18 protein-coding genes are annotated in these 21,510 nt (G+C 72.0%); 5 read left to right on the top strand and 13 right to left on the bottom strand.

The window, feature by feature from the left end; translation table 11 throughout:
* Positions 1–10 precede the first annotated feature (10 nt).
* Positions 11–757 (bottom strand): alpha/beta hydrolase, encoded by a 747-nt coding sequence (locus QEZ54_RS16260; protein ID WP_281305447.1) that lies wholly within the window; start codon positions 755–757, stop codon positions 11–13.
* Positions 758–935: 178 nt separating this feature from the next.
* Between QEZ54_RS16260 and QEZ54_RS16255 the strand changes: the two genes are divergently transcribed.
* Positions 936–1,361: an SgcJ/EcaC family oxidoreductase gene (locus QEZ54_RS16255; protein WP_281305446.1), complete on the top strand. Its 426-nt coding sequence runs from the start codon at positions 936–938 to the stop codon at positions 1,359–1,361.
* A gap of 7 nt (positions 1,362–1,368) precedes the next feature.
* On the opposite strand, the gene QEZ54_RS16250 is transcribed toward QEZ54_RS16255, so the two are convergent.
* Complete coding sequence (locus QEZ54_RS16250; RefSeq protein ID WP_281305445.1) at positions 1,369–1,944, bottom strand: hypothetical protein; 576 nt, start codon at positions 1,942–1,944, stop codon at positions 1,369–1,371.
* Between the two features lie 63 nt (positions 1,945–2,007).
* Positions 2,008–2,205: a hypothetical protein gene (locus QEZ54_RS16245; protein WP_281305444.1), complete on the bottom strand. Its 198-nt coding sequence runs from the start codon at positions 2,203–2,205 to the stop codon at positions 2,008–2,010.
* 193 nt (positions 2,206–2,398) lie between these two features.
* Here QEZ54_RS16245 and QEZ54_RS16240 point away from each other — a divergent pair, with 193 nt between their 5' ends.
* Entirely contained in the window at positions 2,399–3,358 is a 960-nt protein-coding gene (locus QEZ54_RS16240; protein WP_281305443.1) for an ATP-binding cassette domain-containing protein, read from the top strand.
* Entirely contained in the window at positions 3,355–4,182 is an 828-nt protein-coding gene (locus QEZ54_RS16235; protein ID WP_281305442.1) for an ABC transporter permease, read from the top strand. Before QEZ54_RS16240 ends, QEZ54_RS16235 begins: the two co-directional genes overlap by 4 nt.
* Before the next feature lie 129 nt (positions 4,183–4,311).
* Here the strand turns inward: QEZ54_RS16235 and QEZ54_RS16230 are convergent, their stop codons facing one another.
* The 4 genes from QEZ54_RS16230 to QEZ54_RS16215 all read right to left on the bottom strand — a co-directional run bounded on the left by QEZ54_RS16230 (position 4,312) and on the right by QEZ54_RS16215 (position 12,976).
* Entirely contained in the window at positions 4,312–7,467 is a 3,156-nt protein-coding gene (locus tag QEZ54_RS16230) for a BTAD domain-containing putative transcriptional regulator (RefSeq protein WP_281305441.1), read from the bottom strand.
* Between the two features lie 112 nt (positions 7,468–7,579).
* On the bottom strand, positions 7,580–10,615 hold the full coding sequence (locus tag QEZ54_RS16225) for a discoidin domain-containing protein (protein WP_281305676.1): 3,036 nt from the start codon (positions 10,613–10,615) through the stop codon (positions 7,580–7,582).
* Positions 10,616–10,867: 252 nt separating this feature from the next.
* Positions 10,868–12,259, bottom strand: coding sequence for a DUF1996 domain-containing protein (locus tag QEZ54_RS16220; RefSeq protein WP_281305440.1), 1,392 nt, complete (start codon positions 12,257–12,259; stop codon positions 10,868–10,870).
* 138 nt (positions 12,260–12,397) lie between these two features.
* Positions 12,398–12,976, bottom strand: a complete 579-nt coding sequence (locus QEZ54_RS16215) for a DUF305 domain-containing protein (protein ID WP_281305439.1) — start codon at positions 12,974–12,976, stop codon at positions 12,398–12,400.
* A gap of 599 nt (positions 12,977–13,575) precedes the next feature.
* Between QEZ54_RS16215 and QEZ54_RS16210 the strand changes: the two genes are divergently transcribed.
* Positions 13,576–14,274, top strand: coding sequence for an SDR family oxidoreductase (locus QEZ54_RS16210; protein ID WP_281305675.1), 699 nt, complete (start codon positions 13,576–13,578; stop codon positions 14,272–14,274).
* Positions 14,275–14,325: 51 nt separating this feature from the next.
* Here the strand turns inward: QEZ54_RS16210 and QEZ54_RS16205 are convergent, their stop codons facing one another.
* From QEZ54_RS16205 to QEZ54_RS16195, 3 genes are all read right to left on the bottom strand, one after another.
* On the bottom strand, positions 14,326–16,716 hold the full coding sequence (locus QEZ54_RS16205; protein ID WP_281305438.1) for an excinuclease ABC subunit UvrA: 2,391 nt from the start codon (positions 16,714–16,716) through the stop codon (positions 14,326–14,328).
* Between the two features lie 167 nt (positions 16,717–16,883).
* Positions 16,884–17,240: a VOC family protein gene (locus tag QEZ54_RS16200; RefSeq protein ID WP_281305437.1), complete on the bottom strand. Its 357-nt coding sequence runs from the start codon at positions 17,238–17,240 to the stop codon at positions 16,884–16,886.
* Between the two features lie 431 nt (positions 17,241–17,671).
* On the bottom strand, positions 17,672–18,088 hold the full coding sequence (locus QEZ54_RS16195; protein WP_281305436.1) for a potassium channel family protein: 417 nt from the start codon (positions 18,086–18,088) through the stop codon (positions 17,672–17,674).
* A gap of 507 nt (positions 18,089–18,595) precedes the next feature.
* Between QEZ54_RS16195 and QEZ54_RS16190 the strand changes: the two genes are divergently transcribed.
* Positions 18,596–19,270 (top strand): hypothetical protein, encoded by a 675-nt coding sequence (locus QEZ54_RS16190; protein WP_281305435.1) that lies wholly within the window; start codon positions 18,596–18,598, stop codon positions 19,268–19,270.
* Between the two features lie 161 nt (positions 19,271–19,431).
* On the opposite strand, the gene QEZ54_RS16185 is transcribed toward QEZ54_RS16190, so the two are convergent.
* The 3 genes from QEZ54_RS16185 to QEZ54_RS16175 form a co-directional block, all read right to left on the bottom strand.
* Positions 19,432–19,809 carry a GntR family transcriptional regulator gene (locus QEZ54_RS16185; RefSeq protein ID WP_281305434.1) on the bottom strand — a complete coding sequence of 126 codons (378 nt, stop codon included), beginning with the start codon at positions 19,807–19,809 and terminating at the stop codon, positions 19,432–19,434.
* Positions 19,806–20,519, bottom strand: a complete 714-nt coding sequence (locus tag QEZ54_RS16180; RefSeq protein ID WP_281305433.1) for a hypothetical protein — start codon at positions 20,517–20,519, stop codon at positions 19,806–19,808. Before QEZ54_RS16180 ends, QEZ54_RS16185 begins: the two co-directional genes overlap by 4 nt.
* A 74-nt stretch (positions 20,520–20,593) precedes the next feature.
* Entirely contained in the window at positions 20,594–21,496 is a 903-nt protein-coding gene (locus tag QEZ54_RS16175) for a carbohydrate ABC transporter permease (protein ID WP_281305674.1), read from the bottom strand.
* Between the last annotated feature and the right edge of the window lie 14 nt (positions 21,497–21,510).

Below are 21,510 nucleotides of genomic sequence, written 5' to 3'. Positions count from 1 at the left end.
CTCCACCCCCTCAGTCCGGCGCGGCGTCCAGCAGGTCCAGCACCAGCCGGGCGATCGCGTGCGGGGTGTCGGTGATGGAGAAGTGGGCCGCGCCCGGGATGGTCTGCAGCAGCACATGCGGTGCGGCGGCGATGGCGGCCTGCTCCTGCCGGGTGAGCCCGATCTCGTCCCGGTCGCCCCGGGCCACCCACACCGGCGTGGTGGCGGTGGCCAGGCGGCCGGTCAGGTCGCCGTACTGCTTGATGTGGTCGAAGAAGCCGGTGACCAGGTGCCGGTTGGCGGCGTGGGAGTTGAGCTTCATCTGCTCGAACAGCTCGTGGAAGCGGGCCGAGGGCAGCCGGTCGCGCATCCCCTTCTTCAGCGACGGGTTGATGCCCAGCCACACCAGCGTGCCGACCACCGGGATCCGGCTCGCCCCGTCGAGCGACAGCAGGTCGGCCTCCTCGTCGGCCCGCGAGAACGACGGCGAGAGCAGCAGCAGCTTCCCCCGGTACCGGCCCCGGGCGGCGATCTCGACCCCGACGTTGGCGAAGTACGAGTGCCCGACGATGAGATCGACCGCCTCGCGCTCGGCGTACCGCTCGACGAGGTCGGCGTAGGTCTCCACGCGGTAGTCGAAGTCCCTGGGCACCGGGCGCCCCGCGAAGCCGGGCGGATCCGCCGCACGCGCGAGCACGCCCGCCGCCGCCAGCGCCGGATCCGACAGCACGTCGGTGTAGAACTCGGCGGTGCAGAACAGCCCCGGCAGCAGGAGCACCCGGGCCAGGGTGCGGTCCGGCGCGTTCTCGATGATCTCCCAGTCGCCGTCCTCGCGCCGCCGCAGTTACGCCGTGCCAGTCGTCGTCACGCCGCCAGGGTATGGCCCGACCCGGCTGCGGCGCGGCTGTTTGTCCAGGTAGGCCCGGTCGATGACGGTACGGCCTTACCCTGGCGGCATGGCTGACGAGGATCTTGCGGCGATCGGCGACGTGATGCGGCGCCTCGGTACGGCGTTCGCGACCCTGTCCGCCGACGGAGTGGCCGACCTCTACACCGCCGACGCCGACTGGACCAACGCGTTCGGCACGTCGCGCCGGGGCGGCCCGGAGATCGCCGCGTACCTGGCGGACCTGTTCGCCGACCGGCACTTCGCCGCGGGCCGGCCGCTGGGGCCGCCGCAGGCCGACATCCGGCTGCTCACGCCCGAGGTGGCGGTGGTGAAGACCTACCTGGAGCGGGCCGGGCAGCAGACCTCCGACGGCGCGGCGATGCCGGTGCGCCGCAACTTCTCCCTGAAGGTGCTCACCCGCCGGCCCGACGGCTGGCGGATCGCCTCCGACATCTACATGGACGCCCGCGACGACACCACGCTCGGCGGCTGAGCCCCGCCTAGGGCCGGGCCGGCGCCGCGACCGCCGCGCGGGCGCGGACCTGCCGCGGGTACCACATGGTGAACTTGAACGCGCCCGCGATCAGCACGATCGGCAGGATCCAGTTCAGCCAGTCCTTGCCGTGGCTGACCTGCTGCGCCAGCACGCCGAGGACCGCACAGGCCGCGAAGGCGAGCCCCCAGACCAGCGTCAGCGTGCGGTTGACCTGCTTGAAGACGGGTCGCTGCTGGACCTCGGGCGCGGTCTGCTCGCGGGCGTACTGCTCGGTGAAGGGCGTGAAGGCCAGTGATCCGAGCACCACGATGGCGAGGATGCCGCTGGAGATCGCCTGCGCGTAGTGCTCCAGCCACTGCCCCCGGCTGGGGCCCAGCACGAGCCCGGCGAGCGTCAGGGCGCCGAAGAAGACCACCGACACGATGTCCAGGATCCTGACCGGCTTGTGGTGGCGCAGCGGCAGCAGGATGAGCGCCGCGAGGAACGCCCCGCCCGCCGCGTACACCCACGTGCTGGGGCCGGACACCACCCAGAAGATGATCCACGGCACGAACCCGCGAAATGCGCTGCTGCCTCCCATGCGCCGAACATATCCGCTTCGGAGAGGTATGTACCTGTTTTCCGCGACAGCGGGATCGGCACTTCAGGCGGGGTCGGGCATCGCGTGGTCGATGATCCGGGCGAGCATCAGGATCTCCTCGCCGCCGTACTCGAGGGCGATCATGCGGGTGAAGCGCTCGCGGAGGTGGCCGCTGCCCAGGTAGTGAACGGCGCAGCTCACCCACTGGGAGCCCGCGGAGGCGGGGGCGGACAGGACGACGTGCTTGCCGCACCGGTGCATGGCTGACCTCGCCGAAATCGGGGGACCTCGCGGGAGGCGGAGGGCTTCGCAACGTACCGCATCATGGCCCTGACCTGCCAGATCCGGATGCCCGCACGCCGCTGACACGGCCGTGCCAGCGGCGTGTGCGCGCGCTGGCAGCGGCCCGCCCGACAGTGGTCGCGTCGCACACCGACTGACGGAACGAGGAATGATGACCTTCGCTTTCCAGGCTGAGGGCCTGGTCAAGCGGTTCGGCGCCACGACCGCGCTGGCCGGGGTCGACCTGGCCGCCCGCCCCGGCACCGTGCTGGGCGTGCTGGGCCCCAACGGCGCCGGCAAGACCACCGCGGTACGCATCCTGGCCACCCTGCTGCGCCCTGACGCCGGACGGGCCGTCGTCGGCGGGCTCGACGTGGTCCGCGACGCCGACGCGGTACGCCGCCGCATCGGCCTGACCGGCCAGTACGCCTCCATCGACGAGGACCTGACCGGCGCCGAGAACCTGGTGCTGATCGGCCGCCTGCTGGACCTGCGCACCGCCGACGCCCGCGCCCGCGCCGCCGAGCTGCTGGCCCGGTTCGACCTGGCCGAGGCCGCCGGACGCCCGGCCCGCACCTACTCCGGCGGCATGCGCCGCCGCCTCGACCTGGCCGCGAGCCTGGTCGGCCGCCCCGACGTCATCTACCTCGACGAGCCGACCACCGGCCTGGACCCGGCCAAGCGCGACGACGTCTGGAGCATGGTCCGCGGCCTGGTCGGCGACGGCTCCACCGTCCTGCTGACCACGCAGTACCTGGAGGAGGCCGACGCGCTCGCCGACGAGATCACGGTCATCGACCACGGCCGGGTCATCGCCCACGACACCCCGGACGACCTGAAGCGGATCGTCGGCGGCCAGACCGTCGTGGTCCGCCCCGCCGACCCGGCCCGCCTGGCCGAGGCGGGCGCGATCCTGGCCGAGGTCAGCGGGCACCAGGCCGAGTCGCCCAGCCGCGGCGTGCTCACCGTGCCGGTCCCCGGCGACAAGGCCTTCACCGAGGTCGTACGCCGCCTCGACGCCGCGGGCGTCGCCGTCGTCGAACTCTCGCTGCGGCTGCCCAGCCTCGACGAGGTCTTCTTCACCCTCACCGGTCACGGCACCGGCAAGTCGTCCGAGGAGGCGCGCGCATGACGACCACCGCCCTCGCCCCCGCCCAGCGCCCCGGCGGGACCGGCACCGCCACCCCGGCCCGGCGGCCGTTCGCGCTGCTGCGGCACAGCCTCGCGCTGGCCGGGCGCAGCCTGACCAAGACCATGCGTACGCCCGAGCAGCTGCTCGACGTCACGCTCCAGCCGGTGATCTTCGTGGTCATCTTCGTGTACCTGCTCGGCGGTGCCATCGCGGGCAGCCAGCACGAGTACCTGCAGTTCCTGCTCCCGGCGATCATGGTGCAGACGGCGATGTTCGCCTCCACCGCGATCGGCGTCAACCTCAACACCGACATCAAGAAGGGCGTCTTCGACCGCTTCCGCAGCCTGCCCATCGCCCGCTCGGCCCCGCTGATCGGCGCGGTCGTCGGCGACGTGATCCGGTTCGTGGTGTCGATGGTGGTGCTGCTCGGGCTCGGCTTCGCCCTCGGATTCCGGTTCGGCACCTCACCGCTGCTCGGCCTGTCGGCCTGCCTGCTGGTGCTCGTGTTCAGCTTCTGCCTGAGCTGGGCCTCGGTGCTGATCGGCATGCTGGTCCGCGAGCCCGGCGCGGTGCAGGGCATCTCGTTCGTGCTGATGTTCCCGCTGACCTTCGGCACCAACATGATGGTGCAGACCAGTACGCTGCCCGGCTGGCTGCAGGCATGGGTGAAGCTCAACCCGGTCACCGACGTGATGGCGGCCTCGCGGGCGCTGATGCTCGGCGGCCCGACCGCCGCACCGGTCCTGCACACCCTGGCCTGGTCACTGGGCATGCTGGCGGTCTTCGCCCCGCTCGCCGTCCGCGCCTACCGCCGCCGCACCTGACCCCCGCACGCCACGCGGGCGGAGTGCAGTTTCGGGGAAAGTGCAGGAATCAGCCCCATGATTCGCGCACTTTCCCCGAAACTGCACGGGCGCGGCGCGGCGCGGCGCGGCGCGCGGGCGCGGGCGCGGTCAGAGGTCGAGGGCGGTGAGGGCCTGGGGGCGGTCCAGGTCGCGGCCTCGGGCGTAGCCGGAGCGGCCCGCCGGGTCGGCCTCGACCAGTGCGGACACCCGTACCGCGTCCGGGCTGCCGCGGTCGGCCACGCCGCGGATGCGCTCCGCCGCCCCGAGCACGTAGCCGGCCCGCTCCGGCTCCCCGACCGCCAGCCAGTAGTCCGCCACCGCGACGCCGACCTTCGCCACCACCGGCATGTCCCTGACCTGCACGCCTGCCACCAGCGCGGACGCCAGCTCCGCGCGCGCGGTGTCCAGGTCGCGCCGGGCCACCGTCAGGTGCGCCACCGACGTGCCGATCAGCGCCAGGAACTGCGGCGACACCATGAACGTCTCCGCGACCTGCTGCTTGGCGGCCGCGTAGTACTCCCCCGCCTCGTCCAGCCGGTCCTGGTAGCGGGCGAGGTCGCCCAGGGTCAGCAGGGCACCGCACACGTCGCGGCCGTTGCCGCCCCGCGCCAGCTCGCGCAGGTCGGCGCGGGCGGCGTCGTACTCGCCGAGGTGCACGCGCATGGCGGCCAGCCGCATCCGGGCGTAGCCGCTGTCGTCGTCGGAGCTGAGCTGCCGTACCAGCGAGATCGACTCGTGCAGCAGGCCCACGGCGGCCGCACCGCGCCCGCGTACCAGCTCCGCCTCTGCCAGCGCGGTCAGCGCGACCGACAGGCCGGCCCGGTCCCCGATGGCGCGCAGCCGGGCGACCGCGTCGGTCAGGTCGGCGTACATGCCGTCGGCGTCGCCGTCGTTGTCGCGGATGAACGCCCGCGCCGCCAGCAGCATCGCCTGCGCCCACGGGTCGGCGCGGCCCAGCCGCCGCTCGATCGCGGCCAACCCGGCCTCGGTGTCGTCGCCCACCATCGCCATCGCGGGTTCGACCAGCGCGAACAGCGGGTGGTCCCACTCCGGGTCCACCTCGGCCGCCAGCTTCACGAACGTCTCCATGACACTGGCGACGCCCTCCTGCGACGGCTCGACCGCGGCCTTGTTGATCAGGTGGAAGATCCTGGCCAGGGTACGGGTCTGCGCCGGTGACGGCCCCGGCACCGCCAGCGCCTGCCCCAGCCACGTCGCCGCCTCGGCGTTGTCGCCGAGCACCGTCCAGAACAGGCCCAGCGACGCCCCCATCCGCACCGCCGCGTCGGCGTCGCCGGTGTCGCAGGCGTGGTGCAGTGCGGCGAGCACGTTGTCCCGCTCGGTGACGAGCCGGCCGATCCACTCGATCTGCTCCGGACCGCGCAGCTTCGGCTCGGCGGTCTCGGCCAGCTCCAGGAACCAGGCCAGGTGCGCGCCGCGCGCGGCGGCCAGGGTGCCCGCGGCGGCGAGCTGCTCCAGACCGTACTCCCGGATGGTGTCCAGCATGCGGTAGCGGGGCTCGGCGGCGGGCACGAGCTGCAGCAGCGACCGGTCGACCAGCGCGTCGAGCAGGTCGGGCACCTCGTCGGCGGGCAGGTCGGGGCCCGCGCAGACGCCCGCGGCGCTGTCGTGGGCGATCCCGGCCGGGAACACGGCCAGCCGGGCGGCCAGCAGCCGCTCCTGCTCGCCGAGCAGGTCCCAGCTCCAGTCGACGACGGCGCGCAGGGTCCGGTGCCGGGCCAGCGCGGTACGGCTGCCGCCGGTGAGCAGCCGGAACCGGTCGTCCAACCGCGCGGCCACATGCTGCGGCGACAGCGTACGCAGCCGGGCGGCGGCCAGCTCGATCGCCAGCGGCAGCCCGTCCAGGCGGCGGCAGATCTCGACCACCGCCGCGACGTTGCCCTCGTCGACGGCGAAGTCGGGCCGCACGGCCACCGCCCGGTCGCGCAGCAGCTCCACCACCGGGAAGGTCAGCGCCCGGGCCACGTCGGCGTCGGGTTCGGGCAGGCTCAGCGGGGTGACCGGGCACAGGGCCTCGCCGAGGATGCCGAGCGGTTCGCGGCTGGTCGCCACGATCCGCAGCCGGGGGCAGCGGCTGAGCAGGTCGTCGGCCAGCTGCGCGACGGCGGCGACGATGTGCTCGCAGTTGTCCAGCAGCACCAGCGTGCCGGGGGACGACAGCGCCTCGACCAGGCGGCTGACGGCGTCGCGCGGGGCGGGCGGCGTGCCCGTGCTCTCCAGATGCGGCAGCTCCCGCAGTTCCAGGGCGGCCAGCACGGTCTGGGTCAGGTCGATCGGGTCGACGACGCCGGCGAGCTCGACCAGCCATACCGCGCCGTCGCCGCGCCCGGCGTGCTCGGCGGCGACGGTCGTGGCCAGGCGGGTCTTGCCCGCCCCGCCCGGCCCGACCAGGGTGACCAGACGTCCGGTGGCCAGCTGCTGCTCGATGCGGGCTCGCTCGGGTTCACGGCCGACGAAACTGGTCAGCGCGGCACGCAGGTTGCCGCGCCGGACGGGCTTGCGCCCGGCCAGGGCCGGGTCGGCGCGCAGCACGGCGGTGCGCAGCTCCCGCAGTTGCGGGGACGGGTCGAGACCGAGCTGGTCGGCGAGGCGGTCACGCAGCGCGTCGTACGCCGACAGCGCCTCGGCCTGCCGTCCCGCCTGGTAGAGCGCCTGCACCAGCAGCGCGTGCGGGCGCTCCCGCAGCGGGTGGACCCGGGTCAGCTCCTCCAGCTCGGCGACCAGGTGCTCGCCGCCGTCACCGGCCAGCTCCGCCTCGATCCGGTCCTCGACCGCGGACAGGCGCAGCTCGGCCCAGCGGGCGGCCGGGGCGGCCGCGTACGGCGCGTCGGCCACCTCGGCCAGCGGCTCGCCGCGCCACAGTCCGAGCGCGGCCGCCAGCGACCGTACGGCCCCGGCCGGGTCACCGGCGCGCAGCTCCCGTTGCCCCTGCCGGGCCAGCTGCTCGAACCGCAGCGCGTCGACGTCCTCGGCGGGCAGGTCCAGCCGGTAGCCGCCGGGGCCGAAGCTGACCGTGCCGTCGGGCAGCAACCGGCGCAGCCGCGAGACCAGGGACTGCACCGCGTTGGCGGGGTCGGCGGGCGCGGCGTCGCCCCAGAGCGCGTCGGCGAGCGCGGGCACGCTGACGGTCCGGCCCGCGTCCAGCGCCAGCCGGATCAGCAGCGCGCGCAGCCGCGCCCCCGTGATCTCGATGTGCCGCCCGCCGGAGTCCACCTCCAGCGGCCCGAGGATCCCCACCCGCATGCCGCCCAGTCTCCCAGGCCGCAGCCACAGGCCCACCACCCGTTCACCGAGCGCGAGGTTAGGAAGGGGCCCTTCCACTACGGGAAGCGATAAGAAGGGCCCCTTCCTTGACTCACCAGCCGATGCGGCCGGCGCCGTACTGGTAGAGGGGGTTGCCGTAGGTGGTGGGGACGGGGGCGCTGGCGTCGATCTTGGCGCGGATGTCGGTGCGCTGGGCGGCGGTGGCGCCCAGGTCGTAGGGGAGGTCCCAGGATTCGGTGGCGTCGGCGGGGACGTCGGTGCCACCGGCGCGCAGGACGTCGGTCAGGTTGCGGGGCAGCTGCCAGGGCAGGCGGCCGCTGGGGGTGTAGTCGCCGAACAGCAGGCTCGCCAGCGCCGGGCCCATCTCCTCGCCGCCGCGGTAGGTGACCACGGTGGCGGCGGGCAGCGCGTCCCACTCGGTGATGACGTAGGGCCGGGGCAGGACCAGGACGACCACGACCGGGATGTTCTGGTTGCGGAAGTTCTGGATGACGGCCAGCTGGTCGGCGGGCAGGTAGGGCTGCTCCTTCACCCAGTTGGTGGCATGGGTGTACGAGCCTTCGCCGACCGCGACGACGGCCAGCTTCGGGTTCGGGCCGGAGTCCTGGTAGACGTTGACCCCGGCGGTCGCGGCGCGGGCGCGCACGGCGTCGATGATGTTCTTCGAGCCGTACTCGTTGTGGAAGTAGCTGGTCCAGATGCAGCAGGCCAGCGAGTCCGCGGCGCGGGGACCGGCGACGACGATGTTGTCGCCGGGGTTCAGGCGCAGCGGCAGGATGCCGTTGTTCTTGAGCAGCGTCATCGCCTCGCGGGAGGCCTGGTTGGCCAGGGCCGTGTAGGCGGGCTGGTGGAACCGGTACGGGCCGTTGACCGGGTCGCCGTAGGGTGCTTCGAAGATGCCGAGCTGGAACTTGAGTCTGAGGATGCGGCGGACCGCGTCGTCGATGCGCGAGACCGGGACTCCGGCGGTGAAGGTGTTGATGGAGTAGCCGGGAGCGCCGGGGTCGGCTCCGCCCATGACGTCGGAGCCCGCGTTGGCGGCGCCGACCCAGGAGCCGGACGGCAGCCAGTCGGTGGTGATGAGGCCGGTGAAGCCCAGGTTCGTGCGGAGGTAGGCGAGGATCTTCGCGCTGTCGCCGGCGCCGGGGCCGCCCGGGTCGAGCAGCGAGCTGCCCGCGTACCCGGGCATGATGTTGACCGCGCCGGCCTCCATCGCGGCCCGGAACGGGATCATGTGGTACTTGATCGTGACGGCGTCGTACACGATGAGCGCCTCGCCGCCCGCGCCTTCGCCCGGCCAGTGCTTGACCGTGGCCAGGACCGACTGCGGGTTCAGCTCGGGACCGCCCTGCAGGCCCGCCACCAGGGCTCGGACCTGCGCGGCGGCGACGTCGGCGTTCTCGCCGTTGCCCTCCTGGATGCGCGGGTAGAGGACCTTGGTGCCGACCTCGGCGAGCGGGCCGAGCACGCCGCGGGTGCCGACTTCGAGCTGCTCGCGGCGCTGCATGTCGCCGAGCTTGTAGTCGAGCGGGTAGTTCCGCGCCGCCGCGAGGGCGCTCTGGACGGGGTAGGTGGTCTTGTACCCGTGGATGGTGTCGCCCGCGGAGACGAACGGGATGCCGAGGCGGGTCGCCGCCGACGACAGCAGGTAGTTGTGCAGGTCGGGCCCTTCGGCGGGGCCGAAGTGCCAGCCCGACTGGTTGAACGTCTGGGCGTTGTAGAACATCTGGTACGCCTTCTCCTGGGTCGTCATGCGGCTCAGGAGGTCGTTGACGCGGGTGTCGACGGGCTGGCGCCAGTCCTCGTACGGCTCGATGGCGCCGTTCTTGTTCAGGTCGCGGCTGCCGTTGACGATGTTGACGCCGTCGGCGACGGTCTCCAGGACGGGGACGTAGACGCTGAACTTCCGGATGTTGGAGGTGGTGGTGGCGCCGGAGCCGTTGACCGAGGTGATGTACCACTTGTAGGTCCAGCGGTCGGGCAGGTCCCAGGTGGGCGTGTAGGTGGTGCCGGTGGGCTCGGCGACCTTGGTGTACAGGTCGATGAGGTTGCCGGACTGGGTGAAGTCGTAGTCGGTGCGGCTGACGTTGAGCCATACCTGGTAGCGGACGGCGCCGGAGACGGCGTTCCAGCTGAGGGCGGGCCGGCGGGTGGTGGTGACCATGGCCGCGTCGGCGGGTGCGGTCAGCGCGAACTGGCCGGTGGTGGCCGGGGGCTTCGTCGGGCCGGACAGCAGCGGCGCGGTCGAGGAGGCGGTGTCGACGCTGCCGAACACCTGGAACTCCCAGAGGGAGTAGCCGTAGCCGGTGGCGCGGGCGGTGCCGTAGAGGCGTATGTAGCGGCCGGTGCCGCTGATGTTGAGCGTCTCGGTGCCGCCGGCGCCGGTGTTGGTCGAGTGGATGGTCGTCCAGGTGGTCCTGTCGTTGGACGTCTCGATCCGGTAGCCGCGCGCGAAGGCCGCCTCCCAGTTCAGTACCACCTTGGTGATGGTGGCGGTGCCGCCGAGGTCGATGCTCAGCCACTGCGGGTCGCTGAACGCCGAGGACCAGCGGGTGGTGGTGCGGCCGTCGACGGCGGCGCCGGGGGCGTTGCCGCCCTCGTACGACGACGCGTCGACCTTCTTGAACTCGGAGATGGTCGACCCGCCGCCACCTCCGCCGCCCCCGCCGATGGTGCCGAAGACCTGGAACTCCCACAGGGAGTAGCCGTAGCCGGTGGCGCGGGCGGTGCCGTTGAGGCGGACGTAGCGGCCGCTGCCGGTGACGGGCAGGGTCTGCGTGCCGCCGGTGCTGGTGGTGGTGCTGTAGATCGTGGTCCAGGTGTTGCCGTCGGGCGAGGTCTGGATCTGGTACGCGGTGGCGTAGGCCGCCTCCCAGCGCAGGATCACCTGGTCGATCGCGGCGGTGGCGCCGAGGTCGACGCGGATCCACTGCGGATCGCTGAACGCCGACGACCAGCGGGTGCCGAGGTCGCCGTCGACCACGGCCGTCGCCGGGAAGGCGGCGTTCTCGGCCGACGAGGCCAGCACGGGCTTGCCCTGCGAGATCAGCGGCCCGGCGGCCTGGGCGGGGCCGGAGGAGACCAGTGACTGGGCGAGGAGGACGGCGACGGCGGCGGCTGCCGTCATCAGCACCGCTCGGCTGCGGCGCAGCCTGGCGGTGGCGGTTCTGCGGAACATGGCTGCTCCTGACAGGACAGGCCGGGCAGCGTCTCGTGGGGAGCGGGACGTGCCACGGCGGTGGAGGATCATGTCAGAGAGCGCTCTCCAATGACGAAGCTTCATCGACGTACGGAGATAAGTCAAGCCCTGCCGCGTGCCGTCCCGGACACGAAGAGGCGGTCGGCCCCGCCATGCCGGGGCCGACCGCCGTGGTGCGTACTACGCCGGCAGGCGGTAGTTCGTGCCGAGCGCCGCACCCCGACCGGGCTGCGTCTCGTCGTACCCGCGGGCGTTGCACTGCAGGCCGCCGTTGATGCAGTGGGTGATCAGCGCGGCCTGCGTAGCCGGGTCCCAGGCGTTGAAGAAGTCGTAGTGGAACGAGTAGCCCCGCCCACTGGACAGCCGCACCTGCGACATGTCCCCGTTGACCGGGAACGCCATCTTGAACTCGAGCATCGGCAGGGCGATCGGGTGGCTGGCCGGGCAGACCAGGTTCACCGGGTACGCCATGTGGCTCTTGTGGTCCGGCGTGTCCAGGTACAGGCCGTTCCAGCAGCTCGGGGCCTGGTAGCGGACGTTGACCTGGGAGTACGTCGGGCAGTACGACGGGAAGTCGGCGTTGTGGTAGCTCTCGCCGCACTCCCAGCCCTCGACCGAGCCGTACATGAACTGGTCGGGCGTGGCCGACGGGCTGCCCACGACGAACCGCAGGCCCAGCGGGAACGGCCGGACCGAGGTGTAGTCGTTGACGCCGGTCTTGTAGTAGATGACCTGCGGCCCGACCGGGGTGATCACCGTGTTGCCGTTGTACATCGTCGGCATCCAGTAGCCCGACTTGTCGTCCGGCGCGGTGCAGGTCGAGGTGCCGGCCTGCAGCGAGGCGGTGGTGCTGTTGGCGTTGGTGGTGCGGTTGCCCATGAACGTGTGCATGTGCGAGGCGCCGGGCAGGCCCGCGAACACGATCGGGTCGTCGGGCTTGTCGTGGCTGAACGCGCAGTTGGCCTGGAACTCGTGGAAGTAGGCGTGCGGCGGGTTGTAGGTCGACGGGGTCACGCCCGTGACCTGCGGGTTGGCCAGCACGTACCCGGAGGTCGGGGGCGTGCTGCCGTTGTCGCCGTACACCTGGAACTCGAACAGCGAGTAGCCGTAGCCGTTGGCGCGCTGCGTGCCGTACATGCGCACGTAGCGGCCGGTGCCCGAGACGTTGAGCGTCTGGGTGCCGCCGGGGCCGGTCGTGGTCGAGTAGACCGAGGTCCAGTTGCTGCCGTCAGCCGACACCTGGATCTGGAAGGCCTTCGCGTACGCCGACTCCCACTGCAGCACCACCTGGCTGATGGTGGCGGAGGAGCCGAGGTCGACGCGCAGCCACTGCGGGTCGGCCCACGCGCTGGACCAGCGGGTCGTGGGGTTGCCGTCGACGGCGGCGGTCGCGACGGTGCCGCCGTTCTCGACGGAGGAGGCCGTCGCGGGCTTGCCCTGCGACAGCAGCTGCGTGGCGGCCTGCGCGGCGGGGGCCGGAGCCACCAGCAGCGAGGCCGTCAGCGCGGCCGCGGCGAGAATTCCGCGCCGGATGAGGGCGCGGCTCGGCCGGGACTGGCCGGAGGTTGTCATGCGATCTCCCGGGAGGTGGGGGCACGCCCACGCCCTGGGCAGGCGGGAGCGGCCGAACTGGGACGGGCCGTACCGCGAGCTGCTGGCGGGCATGGCCGCTTCACACCGCAGTACGATGGAGAGCGCTCTCCAAGAGTTTTACGCCCCGGTTGCCGGTACGTCAATACGTCCCTTCGCGACCCGGTCCCATTCGGCACGCTGAGCTGCCCGTTCCCGTTCCACGGCAGTGGCCGCCGCGCGGATCGCCGGATCCGTCCCCGCTTCCTGCTCCGACTTGGCCAGCGAGACGCACTGGTCCAGGTGCTCGCGCACCCGGGTCAGGAACAGCGCGTCGAACCCGGTCGCGGCCGTCGCGTCCACTTCGGCCAGGTCGGCGTCGGTCACCATGCCCGGCATGTCATGGCCTTTGTGGATGTCGTCGGTCGGCAGGCCCGCCCGGGTCCGCAGCTCGACCAGCCGGTCCAGCTCCGGCGTGTGCTCCCGGTGCAGCCGCCCGGCGAGCTCGCGCACGGCCGCGTCGCCGGCACGCTGCTCGGCCCGCTCCAGCAGGGCGATCAGCTGCCCGTCCATCGAGATCATGAGCTGTAGCCAGGCCACGTCGGCCCCCTGCAGCAGCAGCGGCGAGGCGACCGGGCGGGGCGGCGCGGCCGGGGCACCCGGCGCGGCGGCCCCGCCGCAGCCCGCCCCGGCCAGCAGCACCGCCACCACCACCCCCACCAGCCTCAGCGCAAGGAAGGGCCCCTTCTTATCGCTATCCGTAGTAGAAGGGCCCCTTCCCAACGTGGCGCCCGGGCGGGTCGCCGTCGGCGGCGGCTCGGTTCGGCCGTGGTGGACGGGCTGACCAGGGCTGGAGTCTGGTCGCGAGAGGGTGGGGGCGAGGGCTGGGTCCATGGCCGACCTCCTGGGCGGGCGCAGCACGTCATGATCGTGGGAGAGCGTTATCCGCTCGCCGAGTCTGCGGGCGGCCCCGGCCGGTGTCAATGGAACGCCTCGTGAACCGTCATCTTGGCGAGCAATATGGACACCATTCTCCTCGGGTATTGACGGCTGGCAACAACCGCGTAACACTCCTCGGCGTGGAGAGCGCTCTCCACCACCGGCACCGCCCACTCCTCCGGGGCGGCGGTGCCGGTGCATCCCGCTCCCAGGCCGGCTCAGGCCGAGCCGCGGTCAGGTCGCGCCGGTTCCGCCCGGCTCCGGCGCGCCCCCGCCTACGATCGCCGCACCCCACGGCGCCCGCCCGGGCACCGGCACCCACCCGGTCTGGAGTCACCGTGGACCAAGACCCGCCCGCCCATGGTTCGATCTGTCCTGTGATGACCTTCGAGGGGCTGCGCGTCGCCGTCACCGGCGCCGGGCGTGACACCGGCCGCCGCCTGGCCCTGGCCTTCGCCGAACGCGGCGCCCACGTGTACGCGGCGGCCCGCGACCCGGCCGCCGTCACCTCGACCGCCGACCTGGCGCAGCACGGTCGCGTCGAGGCGTTCGCCTGCGACCTGGCCCGGCCCGACACCGTACGCGCCTACGCCGCCGCGATCGCCGAGCGCACCGACCGGCTCGACGTGCTGATCCACAACGGCGCGGCCTACCTGAGCGGGCCCGACCTGCTCGACGCCGCCGACGACGCCATCGAGAACACCCTCGCCGGGGCGGGCACCGGCACGCTGCTGCTCACCAAGCACCTGCTGCCGCTGCTGCGCGCCTCGGACCGGGCCGATGTGGTCACGCTCGTCTCCGGCTGCGGCGAGGTCGGCAACCACCGCTCCGAGGCCCACCCGGCCTTCTACGCCGCCAAGCATGCCCAGGCCGGGCTCGCCGAGATCCTGTCGCACCGGCTGCGCCCCGAGGGCATCCGGGTCATCTCGCTGTTCCCGCCGGACTTCGTGCAGGACGGCCCGCGTACGGCCGACAGCGACCTGACCGCCCAGTCGGTGGTCGACTGCGTGCTGTTCGCCGTGGCGCAGCCCCGCGACTGCTTCATCCGCGAGTTCCGCTTCGAACAACTCCGGCGCTAGGAGCGGGAGATGGGCATCCGCACAAGGTACGGATGCCCATCGACGCTGCCGCTACCTGCCCACGTACTCGGCGAGGTGCTGGCCGGTGAGGGTGGCGCGGGACTTGACCAGGTCGGCGGGGGTGCCCTCGAACACGATCGTGCCGCCGTCGTGGCCGGCGCCGGGGCCGAGGTCGATGATCCAGTCCGCGTGCGCCATGACCGCCTGGTGGTGCTCGATCACGAGCACCGACTTGCCGGAGTCGACCAGGCGGTCCAGCAGGCCGAGCAGGTGCTCGACGTCGGCCAGGTGCAGGCCCGTGGTCGGCTCGTCCAGGACGTACACGCCGCCGCTGTCGGCCATGTTGGTGGCCAGCTTGATCCGCTGGCGCTCGCCGCCGGACAGGGTGGTCAGCGGCTGGCCCAGGGTCAGGTAGCCCAGGCCCACGTCGGAGAGGCGCTCCAGGATCTTGTGCGCGGCCGGGGTCTTGGCCTCGCCCTTGGCGAAGAACTCCACCGCCTCGGTCACCGGCATCGCGAGCACCTCGCTGATGTCCTTGCCGCCGAGGTGGTACTCCAGCACCGAGGCGTCGAACCGCTTGCCCTCGCACTGCTCGCAGGTGGTGGCCACGCCCGCCATGATCGCCAGGTCGGTGTAGATGACCCCGGCGCCGTTGCAGGTCGGGCAGGCGCCCTCGGAGTTGGCGCTGAACAGCGCGGGCTTGACCCCGTTGGCCTTCGCGAACGCCTTGCGGATCGGCTCCAGCAGCCCGGTGTACGTCGCCGGGTTGCTGCGCCGCGAGCCCTTGATCGCACCCTGGTCCACGGTGACGACCCCGTCGCGGGGCGACACCGAGCCGTGGATCAGCGAGCTCTTGCCCGAGCCGGCCACGCCGGTGACCACGACCAGCACGCCCAGGGGGATGTCGACGTCGACGCCGCGCAGGTTGTGCGTGGCGGCGCCGCGCACCTCCAGCTTGCCCTTGGGCTTGCGGACCTTGTCCTTCAGCACCGAGCGGTCGTCGAGGTGGCGGCCGGTCAGGGTGCCGCTGGCGCGCAGGCCGTCGACCGTACCCTCGAAGACGACCTGGCCCCCGGCGGTGCCGGCGCCCGGACCGAGGTCGACCACGTGGTCGGCGATGACGATCGCCTCCGGCTTGTGCTCGACCACCAGCACCGTGTTGCCCTTGTCGCGCAGCTGCAGCAGCAGGTCGTTCATGCGCTGGATGTCGTGCGGGTGCAGGCCGATGGTGGGCTCGTCGAAGACGTACGTCACGTCGGTCAGCGAGGAGCCGAGGTGGCGGATCATCTTCGTACGCTGCGCCTCGCCGCCGGACAGGGTGCCGGAGGGCCGGTCGAGGCTGAGGTAGCCCAGCCCGATCTCGACGAACGAGTCCAGGGTGTCGCCCAGCGCCGTGAGCAGCGGCCCGACCGAGGACTCGTCGAGGCCGCGTACCCACTCGGCCAGGTCGCTGATCTGCATCGCGCAGGCGTCGGCGATGTTGATGCCCTTGATCTTGGAGGACCGGGCCGCCTCGCTCAGCCGGGTGCCGCCACAGTCGGCGCAGACGGTGAACGTGATCGCCCGCTCGACGAACGCCCGGACGTGCGGCTGCATCGCGTCGACGTCCTTGGCCAGCATCGACTTCTGGATCTTGGTGATCACGCCCTCGTAGGTGAGGTTGATCCCCTCGACCTTGATCTTCGTCGGCTCCTTGTAGAGCAGGTCGTGCAGTTCCTTCTTCGTGTACTTCGCGATCGGCTTGTCCGGGTCGAAGAAGCCGCAGCCCCGGTAGATCCGGCCGTACCAGCCGTCCATGGTGTAGCCCGGGATGGTGAGGGCGCCCTCGTTGAGGGACTTGCTCGCGTCGTACAGCGCGGTCAGGTCGAAGTCGTTGACCCGGCCCATGCCCTCGCAGCGCGGGCACATGCCGCCGGTGATGCTGAAGCTGCGCCGCTCCTTGGTGGTCTGGCCGCCCTTCTCGATGGTCACCGCACCCGCGCCGCTGATCGAGGCGACGTTGAACGAGAACGCCTGCGGCGAGCCGATGTGCGGCTGCCCGAGCCGGCTGAACAGGATCCGCAGCATCGCGTTGGCGTCGGTGGCGGTGCCGACCGTGGAGCGCGGGTTCGCGCCCATCCGCTCCTGGTCCACGATGATCGCGGTGGTCAGGCCGTCGAGGACGTCGACCTCCGGCCGCGCCAGCGTCGGCATGAACCCCTGCACGAACGCGCTGTACGTCTCATTGATCAGCCGCTGCGACTCCGCGGCGATGGTGTCGAACACCAGCGAGCTCTTACCCGAGCCCGAGACGCCGGTGAACACCGTCAGGCGGCGCTTCGGGATCTCGACGTCGACGTCCTTGAGGTTGTTCTCGCGCGCCCCGTGCACGCGGATCATGTCGTGGCTGTCGGCATCGTGCGGCACGGGCGCCTGCGCACCCGCCCTCGTGGCCTTGCTCATCGTCTCCCCATCTGTCGTGAACCGGGCTACGGTAGCCCGCTCCCCCGCTCTCAGCTAACGACGCGCCTCCCTCCCCACCCGCGCGGGGATGTAAGGAAGGGCCCCTTCTTATCGCATTGCGTAGAAGAAGGGGCCCTTCTTCACCCCGGCGGCGGGGCGGACGACGCTCACTGGTCCTGGAGCAGCCCGAGCACGTTGCCGTCGGCGTCGGTGACGGTGGCCACCCGGCGGCCCGGGCCGACCTCCTTCACCCCGTCCTTGACGCTCGCCCCGGCGGCGGTCAGCTCAGCCAGCTTCGCCTCGATGTCCGGCACGTGCCAGTACGCCACCGGCCCGGTCATGCCCTGCGCGGCGCCACCCGGCACCAGCCCGATGTGCTGGCCCTCGACCTCATACCCGACGTAGTACGGCGCGTCGTGCTGCGGCTCGACGCCGAGCAGCGCGGTGTAGACGGCCTTGGCGGCAGCGAGGTCGGTCACGGGGTGCAGCACGGTCTTGATGCCCTGGGTCGTAGAGCCGGTCACGGTCACTCCTGAACTAGTGGTGATGTCCTTCTCGATCACCCTAGCCGCGAGCCCCTGACCAGGACTTCTCGAATCCTGACCGCTTTGGCGCCAACTTCCGGCCAGGCCCACCGCCCTGGGCGCGAGCCGCCGGCCGGACGAAGCCGCCGGCCGGACGAAGCCGCCGGCCGGGCGAAGCCGCCGGGTCGGCCCACACGGCCCCGAAACACTGATCATGGACGCGGCCCGTGCCTTGATCACTGCTTGCGGTCACCAGACAGGCTGTGCGATGCCCGGACGACCGCAGACGGCGATCATGTGCGGACTGGGCTAGGTCGAGGCGACCGCAAATCGCGATCTTGCCAGGCTGAGTGGACGAAACAACCGCTGGTGGCGATCACTTCGACTTGAGCGCCACCAGCGGCGGCCGACACGGCCACGATCGCCGGCGGTCAGTGCGGAGTAGCGGCGTGGCGGTGCTCGGAGGCGGCCGGGGTGGCAGGGTCGCGGCGGGACTCCAGGATGGCGCGGATCTCGCGGAGCTGGTTCTTGATCTCTTCCTGCTCCTCGTGCACGAACGCGTCGTTGTTCACGATCAGCTTGCTGGCGAAATGCGCCGTGATCAGCGGGATCACGAACAGGACCATCACCGAGATCAGTAAACCGGCCAGGATCCGGCCCGCGGTGGTCGTCGGGTAGGTGTCGCCGTACCCGACGGTGGAGGCGGTGACCACCGCCCACCACAGGGCGTCGCCGAGAGACTTGTCGTGTTCGAACAGTTTGTACAGGCCAGCGGAGACCGCTATCAGGAGCAGGTAGCTGAACAGCAGTGCCCGGGGCGAATTGGTCAGACGACGCAGCAGATACACGCCGCCGATTCTGGCCAACGGTGCCGCTGCCGCATACCCGCCCGTCCGGCCAGAACCCGCCACACCACCGGCCGACCCGCCAACCACCACCCCGCCAACGCGCGGCAACCCCCGCACGCCAACCGACACGAGCCGTGGCGAGGCGACACAAGGCACGACGGCGCCGGACGGGCTGGCCCGGCCGAGCTGGGCTGGGCTGGGCTGGCTCAGCCGGCTGGCTCGGCTCGCTGTGCCGGGTTGGCTCGCCGGGCTGGCTAGCTCGGCGCTGGCTCGGCTCGCTGAGCTGGGCTGGGCTGGGCTGGGCGGGCGATAGTGGCGGCGCCCTTCAATGACGCTGGCCTATCTAGGGGACAGATCGTGAAAATCGGTGCCCTAGATAGGCCAGCGTCGATCGTGGGGCGGGGTCGGGAGATGGCGGCGGGGGGGCTGTGAGGGATGGGAAACGGGGCTCGGATGTATTAGAATGTGTGTTCGAATCAAGGCCGCTGACCTGCGAATGGAGCCGCCATGACCATCCGTGTCGCCACCCCCGACACATCGACCGACACCCGCGCCGCGCTGCCCTACGCGACCCTGCTCGCGTTCACCCGCTACGTCGACCGGACCGGACCCGCCAAGGCCGCGTTCGTCGGCAAACTGCGCCGCCAGCGCGAGACCGGCGGCGGGTTCAACCCGCACAGCCAGATGGTCAAGGCCCTGAAGAACGACATCGAGTTCGGCATGGACGGCACGCATCTGGCGGCGGTCCGCAAGGCGGTCAACCCCCGCTGGAGCAGGCTCTACGACGCGCTGACGGCCGGCGCGACGCGCTACCTGCGCTCACTGGGCGAGCCGCACACCGCCCACCTGACCCCGGTCAACGACGCCCTCGCGATCATCGCGGACCTGCCGGTGCGGGTGAGCGCCCACTTCGGACTGCGCTACGACGACGGCCGGGTGGAGGCGGTGCGGCTGCACTTCGACGAGGAGCCGCCGACTACGGAGCTGGTCACGGCCACGCTGCACCTGATGCGCGCCAACATGGGGCAGATCCTTCCGCACGGCGAGCCGGTGCTGGTGGACGTGCGGCGCGGGGTGAGCCATCGGGTGGAGCCGCGCCGGGTCGGCGAGATCTCCCGCTGGCTGTTCGGCGAGGCCGCCGGATTCGCCGCGATGTGGAAGACCCCGCCCCTGCCCCAGTGACGCCCCGCCCTCGGGCGGGCGGCGTGCAGTTTCGGGGAAAGTGCTCGAATTCCGGCCAAGATCCCTGCACTTTCCCCGAAACTGCACCACCCGAGCCCACGGGCGCGGCGCGGCGGGGCGCGGCGGGGCGCGGCGGGGCGGGGCGGGGGCGAGGGGCGGTGTCAGGGGGTGGGGGGCCAGTGGCGGGCCACGGCGGCGAGGGCTTCGTCGGCGGTCAGGCCGAGTCGCCTCGCCGCCTGGGCGTACTGGCGGGCCAGCGTCTCCGCGCGCCCCTCGGCCGGCTGGGCACTCAGCGGGGCGACCGCGGTCCCGGCGGCACGGCGGGTGTGGACCAGCCCGGCCGACTCCAGTTCCTGGTACGCCCGCGCGACCGTCCCCACGGCGAGGCCGAGGTCGGCGGCGAGTTGCCGGATGGGCGGCAGCCGGTGCCCGGTGGCCAGCACTCCGCCGGTGATCAGGTCGGCGAGCTGCTGCCGGATCTGCTCGTACGGCGGCACGTGCAGCCCGGGGTCGACCGCGATCTCGGGCAGCTCGCTCATGCCCGCACCCTACGGCCGAACAGCAGCACCGAGACCAGGTACGCCCAGAACACGACGAGGGTGACCGCGGCGACGGCCGCGGTCGTGTAGACGACGCCCGTCCGGTGCGCTCCGCACTGGACGGCGAAGGCGCCGGCGACGGCCGCGCTGGCGCATCCGGCCAGCGGCGTCAGCACGGCGATGCCGTACCCGCTGATGATCACTTCGGCGGCCCGGCGGCGCGTGCCGTCGTCGCCGGCCAGGCGCGGTCGCCGGGCGACCGCCCGGAGCGCGACCAGAGCGAGCAGCAGGCAGGCGCCGGTGGCGGCGAGGATCGGCAGCGCGTAGTAGCCGCCCGGCCAGGGGCTACTGGTCATGACCCCGTCGTCGCAGTTCCGGCTGATGGCGCGGCCGGCGCGGCCCTGGTCGTCGGCGACGGCCACGGCCGTGGTCACCGAGAGCAGCGCGACCAGGGCGACGGTGCCGAGGCCCGCCACCCAGCTGGGGTAGACCGGCAGGTAGTCGCGGATGCGGCGGACCGCCAGCGACGCCGAGCGCGGCCCGGTGGCCCCGGGTCGGGGCGCCAGGCGTTCGGCGGCCAGCGCGGTGAGCAGCAGCGTCAGCGCGAAGGCGGGGCCGGCCAGGGCGTAGCCGCGGCCGAGCGGCAGCCGGTCGGCGACCTGCCAGGCCACGACCGCGCCCAGGGCGATGCCCAGGAGCCGGTACGCCATGACGGAGCCTCCTTGTATCGAGGGGTTGATACAAAGCGTAGTGCTTGTGTCAACCCCTCGATACAAGTCGTGCGTCAGCCCTTGACGGCGCCCTGCATGATGCCGCCGATGATCTGGCGGCCCAGCCCGATGAACACCAGCAGCAGCGGCACCGTCGCGACGAAGGCACCCGTCAGCGTCAGCGAGAAGTCCGCGACATAGCCGCTGGCCAGGGTCGACAGTGCGGTCTGCACGGTCGGATCCTCCGGGGTGAGCACCACCAGCGGCCAGAAGAAGTCGTTCCAGGCCGTCATGAAGGTGAGCATGCCCAGCACCGACGCCGCGGGTTTGGCCGCCGGAAGCACCACATGCCAGAAGATGCGCAACGTGGTGCAGCCGTCCGCGCGCGCCGCCTCCAGCAGCTCGGTCGGCACCGCCTCCGACAGGTACTGCGTCATGAAGAAGACGCCGAACGCGTTGACCATCGCGGGCACGATGACCGCGTAGATCTGGCCGGTCCACTCGATCTTCGCCATGAGCATGTACAGCGGGATGACGCCCAGCTGGTTCGGGATCATCATGGTGGCGATGATGATCAGCAGCATCGCGTTGCGGCCCTTGAAGGTCAGCTTGGCGAACGCGAACCCGGCCAGGGTCGAGAACAGCACCACGCTCAGCGTGATGGCACTGGAGACCAGGAACGAGTTGGTCAGCGCCTTGAAGAACGGCACCGTGCCGAAGGCCCGTTCGAGGTTGGCCATCAGGTTGCCGCCGAGGCCCAGCGGCGGCGGGACCTGCCCGAGGACGCCGTTGTCGTGCGAGCCGACGACCAGCATCCAGTACAGCGGGAGCGCCGCGAAGAACGCGAGGGCCAGCAGCGACAGGTAGGTGAGCTTGCCGGGGCGGCGCTCGGCGGTGAACACCCGGCGGCGGCGCGGGGCGGGGCGGGCGGGCGGCGCGGTCGGCTCCGTCGAGTGACGGCTCAGGGTGGTGGTCATCGCGAGCTCCGCAG

Origin of the sequence: Catellatospora sp. KI3 (genome assembly GCF_029948125.1) — a bacterium.
In the GTDB taxonomy this organism is placed as follows: domain Bacteria; phylum Actinomycetota; class Actinomycetes; order Mycobacteriales; family Micromonosporaceae; genus Catellatospora.
This window is presented reverse-complemented; position numbering and strand designations above follow the sequence as displayed.

What these genes read in the sequence shown, in the direction of transcription:
- QEZ54_RS16255 (WP_281305446.1), top strand. Translation starts at nt 936, where the DNA reads ATGGCTGACGAGGATCTTGCGGCGATCGGCGACGTGATGCGGCGCCTC.
- QEZ54_RS16250 (WP_281305445.1), bottom strand. Translation starts at nt 1,944, where the DNA reads ATGGGAGGCAGCAGCGCATTTCGCGGGTTCGTGCCGTGGATCATCTTC.
- QEZ54_RS16245 (WP_281305444.1), bottom strand. Translation starts at nt 2,205, where the DNA reads ATGCACCGGTGCGGCAAGCACGTCGTCCTGTCCGCCCCCGCCTCCGCG.
- QEZ54_RS16240 (WP_281305443.1), top strand. Translation starts at nt 2,399, where the DNA reads ATGACCTTCGCTTTCCAGGCTGAGGGCCTGGTCAAGCGGTTCGGCGCC.
- QEZ54_RS16235 (WP_281305442.1), top strand. Translation starts at nt 3,355, where the DNA reads ATGACGACCACCGCCCTCGCCCCCGCCCAGCGCCCCGGCGGGACCGGC.
- QEZ54_RS16230 (WP_281305441.1), bottom strand. Translation starts at nt 7,467, where the DNA reads ATGCGGGTGGGGATCCTCGGGCCGCTGGAGGTGGACTCCGGCGGGCGG.
- QEZ54_RS16225 (WP_281305676.1), bottom strand. Translation starts at nt 10,615, where the DNA reads ATGACGGCAGCCGCCGCCGTCGCCGTCCTCCTCGCCCAGTCACTGGTC.
- QEZ54_RS16220 (WP_281305440.1), bottom strand. Translation starts at nt 12,259, where the DNA reads ATGACAACCTCCGGCCAGTCCCGGCCGAGCCGCGCCCTCATCCGGCGC.
- QEZ54_RS16210 (WP_281305675.1), top strand. Translation starts at nt 13,576, where the DNA reads ATGACCTTCGAGGGGCTGCGCGTCGCCGTCACCGGCGCCGGGCGTGAC.
- QEZ54_RS16205 (WP_281305438.1), bottom strand. Translation starts at nt 16,716, where the DNA reads ATGAGCAAGGCCACGAGGGCGGGTGCGCAGGCGCCCGTGCCGCACGAT.
- QEZ54_RS16190 (WP_281305435.1), top strand. Translation starts at nt 18,596, where the DNA reads ATGACCATCCGTGTCGCCACCCCCGACACATCGACCGACACCCGCGCC.
- QEZ54_RS16185 (WP_281305434.1), bottom strand. Translation starts at nt 19,809, where the DNA reads ATGAGCGAGCTGCCCGAGATCGCGGTCGACCCCGGGCTGCACGTGCCG.
- QEZ54_RS16180 (WP_281305433.1), bottom strand. Translation starts at nt 20,519, where the DNA reads ATGGCGTACCGGCTCCTGGGCATCGCCCTGGGCGCGGTCGTGGCCTGG.
- QEZ54_RS16175 (WP_281305674.1), bottom strand. Translation starts at nt 21,496, where the DNA reads ATGACCACCACCCTGAGCCGTCACTCGACGGAGCCGACCGCGCCGCCC.